8 protein-coding genes and 1 pseudogene are annotated in these 7,318 nt (G+C 33.6%); 5 read left to right on the top strand and 4 right to left on the bottom strand.

The window, feature by feature from the left end:
* The 4 genes and pseudogenes from AA81_RS01300 to AA81_RS01315 all read right to left on the bottom strand — a co-directional run.
* A pseudogene (locus tag AA81_RS01300) lies at positions 1-545 on the bottom strand (phenylalanine--tRNA ligase subunit beta); the annotation flags it as partial.
* Positions 546-590: 45 nt separating this feature from the next.
* Positions 591-1,625, bottom strand: coding sequence for a phenylalanine--tRNA ligase subunit alpha (locus AA81_RS01305; RefSeq protein WP_103078966.1), 1,035 nt, complete (start codon positions 1,623-1,625; stop codon positions 591-593).
* Positions 1,626-1,717: 92 nt separating this feature from the next.
* A complete protein-coding gene (locus AA81_RS01310) occupies positions 1,718-2,224 on the bottom strand; it encodes a hypothetical protein (RefSeq protein ID WP_103078967.1) in 507 nt (168 codons plus the stop codon).
* Positions 2,217-2,789, bottom strand: a complete 573-nt coding sequence (locus AA81_RS01315; protein WP_103078968.1) for a flavin reductase family protein — start codon at positions 2,787-2,789, stop codon at positions 2,217-2,219. Before AA81_RS01315 ends, AA81_RS01310 begins: the two co-directional genes overlap by 8 nt.
* A 133-nt stretch (positions 2,790-2,922) precedes the next feature.
* Here AA81_RS01315 and AA81_RS01320 point away from each other — a divergent pair, with 133 nt between their 5' ends.
* From AA81_RS01320 to AA81_RS01340, 5 genes are all read left to right on the top strand, one after another.
* The gene (locus tag AA81_RS01320) at positions 2,923-3,567 is read left to right on the top strand and encodes an ABC transporter ATP-binding protein (RefSeq protein WP_169926325.1); all 645 of its coding nucleotides are present in this window, start codon (positions 2,923-2,925) and stop codon (positions 3,565-3,567) included.
* Positions 3,551-4,342: an ABC transporter permease gene (locus tag AA81_RS01325; protein ID WP_103078970.1), complete on the top strand. Its 792-nt coding sequence runs from the start codon at positions 3,551-3,553 to the stop codon at positions 4,340-4,342. The genes AA81_RS01320 and AA81_RS01325 overlap by 17 nt, the downstream gene beginning before the upstream one ends.
* 53 nt (positions 4,343-4,395) lie before the next feature.
* The gene (locus tag AA81_RS01330) at positions 4,396-5,544 is read left to right on the top strand and encodes an MFS transporter (RefSeq protein ID WP_103897947.1); all 1,149 of its coding nucleotides are present in this window, start codon (positions 4,396-4,398) and stop codon (positions 5,542-5,544) included.
* A gap of 296 nt (positions 5,545-5,840) precedes the next feature.
* Positions 5,841-6,143, top strand: a complete 303-nt coding sequence (locus AA81_RS01335; protein WP_103076521.1) for a PadR family transcriptional regulator — start codon at positions 5,841-5,843, stop codon at positions 6,141-6,143.
* Positions 6,144-6,254: 111 nt separating this feature from the next.
* Positions 6,255-7,318: glutamate-5-semialdehyde dehydrogenase (locus AA81_RS01340; RefSeq protein WP_103897948.1), on the top strand; the 1,064-nt coding region annotated here is incomplete at its 3' end.

A 7,318-nucleotide genomic window follows, 5' to 3' on the forward strand; every position in this document is an offset into this window, starting at 1 on the left:
TCTATCGTTTCTAACTCTTTGGCAACACCTAAATAAGAAAGTAAATCAGGTCTATTGGGAAGTATCTCTATCTCTAAAACGTGGTCATACAGATCAAAAAATTTTACAAAATCTGTTCCATTCGGAACATCATCTATTATTCTGTAAATTTTATCCGCATCACTAGATATACCTAATTCCTTCAAAGAACACATCATTCCCTGAGAGATTACTCCCTTGAACTCTCGTTCTTCTATTTTTATATTGTTTGCTAAAGTTGCCCCAGGAAGTGCAACTGGAACTTTTTCTCCAACCTTAACCGTAAGGTCCCCAGTGACTATATTTTTGATCTCTTTCCCCACGTCTATCTTACAAATTACTAAATTATCAGCATTTTCAAGTGGGGTTATTTCCTTAATCTCTCCAACTGTTATATTGTTAAGATCATTCCCCATTTTTTCAAAACCTTCTACATCTACAGAGTGAAGTTTTATTTCTTTTACTAATTCTTCGATATTTTTTGTGACTTTTATATACTCTTCAAGCCAATTTAAAGATACTTTCATCGTTACCTCCCTCTAAAATTTTGCTTGTCAATGATGGATAGTTGATTATAAATTTTCTATAAATCTTGCATCATTTTTATAAAATTCTCTTATATCTGGAATGTTATATTTCAACATCGCCACTCTTTCAATTCCCATTCCAAAAGCAAAACCTTGCCATACTTTTGGATCGTAATTAACACTTCGAAAAACGTTTGGATGAACTAAACCGGCTCCTAATATTTCTATCCAACCAGTATTTTTACAAACATTACACCCTTTTCCTCCACAAAAGATACAACTGATATCTACCTCAAAACTCGGTTCGGTAAAAGGGAAATAGCTTGGGCGTAACAATATCGAAACTTTATTCCCAAAAAATTTTTGAGCAAAAACTTCAAGATACATTTTTAGATGGGAAACGGAAACATTTCTATCAACATACAACCCTTCTACCTGATGAAAAACGGGGGAATGCGTGGCGTCTAGTTCATCTTTTCTATATACCCTTCCAGGGGATATTATGGCCAAAGGCGGTTTGCTTTTCAACATAGTTCTCACTTGAACGGGAGAAGTATGCGTTCTTAATAGCTTTTCTTTGTCCAAAGATAAATAAAAAGTATCCTGCATTTCTCTGGCAGGATGCCATTCAGGGGTATTAAGCGCATCAAAATTGTACCAAGAATTCTCTATTTCTGGACCTTCAGCTACTGAAAAACCCATTCCAATGAATATTTCTTCTATTTCTTTCCTTGTTTTTGTGATTAAATTTTCTTTCCCAACCTTTCTACGAGCCCCAGGAATCGTAATATCAACCCAGTTTTTTTTCTCCTTTTCTTCCCTTTCCTTTTCTTCCAACTCACTCAACTTTTCATCAAAAATAGTTCCTAATTCTTCTTTCAATTCATTTACACTTTTACCATACTCTTTTTTTAATTCTACATCGTCGATATCTTTAAGATTGTTCATTAGAGACTTGATTAAACCTTTTTTACCTAAATATTTAGATTTTAGATTTTGAAATTCTTGCATATTTGTTATTTCTTGTAGTTCTCTTTTTAAAGTACCTATGATTTCATCTTTGTCTATTATTAAAGCCATCAAAATCCTCCTAAATTTTAAAATCTAGCTGTTGCCCTGTAGCCCTTTTAAAATCAAAATCTTATTTCAGAAAATCGTTTTTTTCTAAAATATCAATTGAAAAAATCTTTTGATTCATATACGATAGGTTCTCCCAACATATTAACTACTCTGTCAGTGGTTGCTTGTAATAGTTCAACAGAATCACTTATCACCAATATACTGCAATCGTTTTTATAATAAGAAATGATAGTTGAAATGTCAGAAAGCTCATCGTAGTTAATATCACATTTTCTAGCTCCTATAAATATCAAATGACGCCTTTTAGGTTTGTTTTTAAGTATGTTGTATATGCTATCTTTCCAAATTTGAGGAACCACTATATGTGTAAAAGATCTTCCCACCCAATTTATTCCGTTTGCAAGAAATCCATTTATTTTAACTTCTTTTGCGTACTTTTCAGGTTCTGAAATTAACTTAAAGAAATATGAGGTCATTAATTCCGTATTAGTAGTATATAACCCTAACGAATTCCCTTTTTCCAACTTAATTTCTGGGAAGGTGATAGAAGGTTTTACAATATCTAAAATGATGCTATTTGAAATTTCTTCTTCAATCACCTTGCACACCTCTTTTTATTGTTTTTCGAATCTCGTCGATTACTTTCTTAGTATCGATCTTTTCAATTTTAGTCGCATCAAGAGTCGAAAAAGTATCGTTACTTAGATACAACAAGGGTTTTAAATTTTCTAATGATCCTTCATTTTTGTGCAAAGCAACCACTTTTCCAACAACTAATTCATGATCTCCAACAGTAAAAGAATTTTCTAACGTGCATTCCATTGAAAAATAACCATCAACAATATAGGGGGCATTTACGAATTCAGAATCTTTCACCTTAACTCCTGCTGCCGAGAGCTTATCACCTTCTCTTGCAGAAATCCGTCCAACTTTTACGGATAACTCCGATTTCTCATACGGTAAAAAACTGACTGTAAATTCTTTTTCCTTAATTAACATGGGGTAAGTATATCTTTGTTTTTTAATAGCAAATCCAAACAGAGGTGGATTTGACGAAAGGGGTGTACTCCAAGCCACAGTCATCGAATTAACAAAAGAACCACTCTTAATAGTGACCAAGCACACAGGCATAACGATATTTTCACTGAATCGATTAATATTCACACTTATCCCTCCAGAAGAAAATTATACCATAACAATAGAAAAATCTGACATTTTTATTGACAATTTGAAAAAAAGAGTTATAATATAAATATCGTCTTTCGATATCGACATTAGATATATGGAGGGAATAATTTTGATTGAATTTAAAAATGTTTCAAAAAAATTCCAAGATAAGTACATCCTAAGAAATTTTAATCTCAAAGTTCAAGAAGGGAGTAAAACACTTATTTTTGGAAAATCTGGAATTGGGAAAACCACCATTTTTAGACTACTTTTAGGATTCATAAAACCAGACGAAGGACAATTACTATACAAAAATGAAGAGTTGAATGGTAAAAATGTATGGGATTTAAGAAGAGATGCTGTGTATATTGGGCAGGAATTAGATATTGCTGATGGAACCGTAAGAGAAATAATTCGTACTATATTGAATTATAAAATAAATCTTAAAAAATCTTTCAATGAATCAGAATTACTAAAATTATTCGATTTTTTTGAACTACACGAAAATATTTTAGATAAAGATTTCCAATCACTTTCAGGTGGAGAAAAACAAAGAGTTTTGATATCTATCTTTACATTTTTAAACAAAAAGTTATACTTATTGGATGAGATTACCTCTTCTCTGGATAGAGAGATGAAAAATAAAGTCATAGAATATTTATTATCAAAAAAAGAGTGGACTTTGATTGCAATATCTCATGATCAAGAATGGTTAAATAAAGAAGGTTTGAATATAATAGAGATGGGAGGGAATAATAATGGAACCTACAACTGATATTTCTTTATTTTCACTTGCAATGGCTTATTTATTAATATTTTTCCCCATTATCTTGAGTTATATTTTTAATTTAAAAATAACTCGAGATACTTTAATTTCAACGATCAGGATGAGCATCCAGCTTTTCATCATGTCTTTAATTTTAGTATATCTTTTCCAATTTGATTATACATGGTTGAATATAGGCTGGCTATTTTTTATGATCTCTTTTGCTGTATTTCGAGTGATTGGTAGTAGCGGTTTAAATTTCAAAAGGTTCATTTGGCCTGTATTCTTTGCCCTTGCTATTTCAAATTTTATTGTACTTTTTTACTTTGATTTTATAATTTTAAGATTGGATAACATTTTCACAGCAAGATATTTCGTTGTCCTTGGCGGAATGCTCTTAGGTAACGCTTTAACAGGAGATATTATTGGAATTAGTAATTTTTACAAAGATATACAAAGAAATAAACAGAGATATTTTTTTGCTTTGGGAAATGGGGCCACCGTTTATGAAGCTACACTCCCATATTTAAGGAACGCATTGATATCTGCTCTTAGACCAACCATAGCAAGCATGGCTACAGTTGGAATCGTGTATCTACCTGGAATGATGACAGGTCAGATTTTGGGAGGGGCGTCTCCACAAACAGCTATAAAATACCAAATCGCCATATATGTAGCTATTTTAACGTCGGTCTCTCTTTCCGTAACCCTAACAATATTATTCACAATGAAAAGTAGCTTCGATGAGTATGGGATACTTCGCGAAGATATCTTTAAAAAATAAACAAAGGAAGGTGCTCTAAAACGAAAAAAACGGCTATCGGTTTTATAGTTGCTATGGGAATTGTGAGTTTATTTGCAGATATCACACATGAAGGGGCAAGAAGTTTAATCGGTCCGTATTTAGGTTTATTAGGAGCGAGTGCAACTGCGGTGGGAATCATTTCAGGTTTAGGCGAGTTCATAGGTTACGGTTTGAGGTTGTTAACTGGTTATTTAAGTGATAAAACTCGTAGATATTGGCTTTTCACTTTTTTAGGGTATGGGATGGATTTATTCGCGGTTCCTTTATTGGCTCTTGCCGGAAGATGGGAAATAGCAGCTATGCTAATAATTATGGAAAGAACAGGAAAAGCTATAAGAAAGCCTTCGAAAGATACCCTTATGTCTTACGCAGCGCGAAATGTGGGAAGTGGTAAAGGATTTGCCATAGCAGAGGTCCTTGATCAAATTGGAGCTGTCTCAGGACCTGTTATTTTAAGTTTGATTCTATTATTCAAGTCAGGGGATGAGTTAGCAAACTACCGATTCGCATTTGCAATATTATTGATACCTGCATTGATTACTTTAATCTTGCTGTTAATTAGTAGATTGAACTTTCCACAACCCGAGAAATTTGAAGTGAAAGAGGAGACGATTAACTTTGAGGGGATCTCAAAATCGTACTGGTTGTACTTAGTAGCCATCTCCTTAATCGCAGCAGGTTTTGCAGATTTTCCTTTGTTGGCGTTCCATTTTCAAAAAATTGATATTTTCAGTCCAACTATGATACCTTTTATGTATGCGATAGCTATGGGAGTTGATGCTGTTTCTGCATTGATCTTTGGTTTGTTTTACGATAAAGTAGGAGTTACCAGCCTCATAATTGCTTCCAGTCTCTCAATATTTTTTTCTCCCTTTTCATTTTTATCTAACTCTTCATTGGTAGTGATCTTAGGCGTTATTTTGTGGGGAATCGGAATGGGAGCCCAAGAATCGATTTTAAAATCTGTTGTAGCCGATATTGTCACCCCTGAGAAAAGAGGAACCGCATATGGTTTTTTTAACGCTATCTTCGGCTTTTTTTGGTTCATAGGTAGTGCTATTATGGGGGTCTTGTATGATCATACAATCGTTAGTTTGGTTATCTTTTCCATGATAGTAGAAAGTGCCGCTGTTTTCACCCTTTTCCTGTTCAAATTCAAACTTGATAACACTCTAAATTAAAATAGGCACTTTAGAAATAAAACGATTTTCAAAAATAAGATTCTGCGTTTATAAGGGTTACAGGGTGGAGCCCTCCTCCACCCATCCGGGCGGGCTGCAGGGCGAAGGGAGCTAATAAAGATCCTTTTCCTCATGGGTGGGCAGCGGGGGAAGGGCGCTAAGAATAATGGAGGTATTTTAAAAATTTTTGAATTCTATAAGTAAGGTTTAAAGTAGGTTTCAGAGTTTCCAAAAATAATATAAATTAAAATGAAAGGAGGAAAATACTCATAGAAGAATCAAAAGATAATATTAAAATGAATAAATATTTAAATAAAATCTTGAATGGTTTAATTCAAATACATATATTGCACCATGCACAAAAAGCTCCAATCTATGGAAGCTGGATGATTTCTGAGTTAAAAAGGCACGGTTACAATATAAGCCCAGGTACTTTGTATCCCTTACTACACAAGATGGAAAAAGAAAATCTTCTCACTAAAAGAACTGAAATAGTAGAAGGTAAAAAAAGAATATATTACTCTATTACAAGCCAAGGAGAAAACCTATTAAAGGAATTAAAAGCAAAAGTAAAAGAACTATTTCATGAAATAATATAATTATATAAAAAAGGTGAGCTTTGCCTTTACGTTCACAGTCAAAAAGTTATGATATAATTAAAAAACATAAAAAAAAAACGGGGAGAAAATCAAGAGAGGGAGGGCAAAATTGTGAATTTACAGGAGTATGTTTTAAGCAAGGCAAAAAAGGCTAAAGATACTTCAAGAAACTTTAGCTCAACTTCTGAAACGGATAAGATCAAAATTCTTAACTATATTTCGGAAGAGCTAATGGCCAATAAAAACTATATAATATCAGAAAACCAAAAGGATGTCGAAGTTGCTAAAAACACTGGGATGTCAAGCAGTCTTTTAGATAGGCTGTTACTGAACGAGGAAAGAATTACCAAAATGGCTAAAGGTGTGCAAAAAGTGGCACAACTTCAAAGTAGTGTTGGTAACATCTCTCAAATGTGGAAAAGGCCAAACGGATTGATGATTGGAAAGATGGTAGTCCCTTTAGGGGTAATCGCCATTATATATGAAAGCAGGCCAAATGTAACAGTAGATGCAGCAGCATTATGTGTAAAATCGGGTAACTGTGTGGTATTAAGAGGTGGTTCTGAAGCGATTCATTCTAACAACGCTTTGGTGAAGATTATCCATCAAGCTATTGAAAGAGCTGGTTTTTCAAAGGATATAGTGCAATTCATTGAGGTTATAGATAGAAAAGCTGTTGATGAATTGATGAAACTATACGAATACATCGATGTGCTGATACCTCGAGGCGGTCCATCTTTAATTAAAAATACGGTTGAAAATTCTATGATCCCTGTTATACAAACGGGGGCGGGGAACTGCCACGTGTATGTTGATAAACAAGCCGATCTTGAAAAGGCACTTAAAATCGTTGAAAACGCTAAAATGAGCAGACCCTCCGTCTGTAACGCAGCAGAAAAATTATTGGTCCACAAAGATATTGCAGAAGAGTTTCTACCAAAAATATACTCAATCTTTGAAAAGAAAGTAGAATTAAGAGGTTGCGAAAAAACCTTGAAAATAATACCTCAAATGAAACCGGCACAAGAAGAAGATTGGTCAACTGAATATTTAGATTATATAATGGCCGTTAAAATAGTTGATAGTACTGAAGAAGCCATAAATCAAATAAACAAGTATAGCACAAAGCATTCTGAAGCAATTATAACTGAGAATTATACTACCGCGCAAAAATT

The organism is Petrotoga halophila DSM 16923, from assembly GCF_002924615.1.

Coding starts and splice junctions, on each gene's coding strand:
- AA81_RS01325 (WP_103078970.1), top strand. CDS start 3,551: ATGGAACCTACAACTGATATTTCTTTATTTTCACTTGCAATGGCTTAT.
- AA81_RS01335 (WP_103076521.1), top strand. CDS start 5,841: ATGAATAAATATTTAAATAAAATCTTGAATGGTTTAATTCAAATACAT.
- AA81_RS01305 (WP_103078966.1), bottom strand. CDS start 1,625: ATGGCTTTAATAATAGACAAAGATGAAATCATAGGTACTTTAAAAAGA.
- AA81_RS01330 (WP_103897947.1), top strand. CDS start 4,396: ATGGGAATTGTGAGTTTATTTGCAGATATCACACATGAAGGGGCAAGA.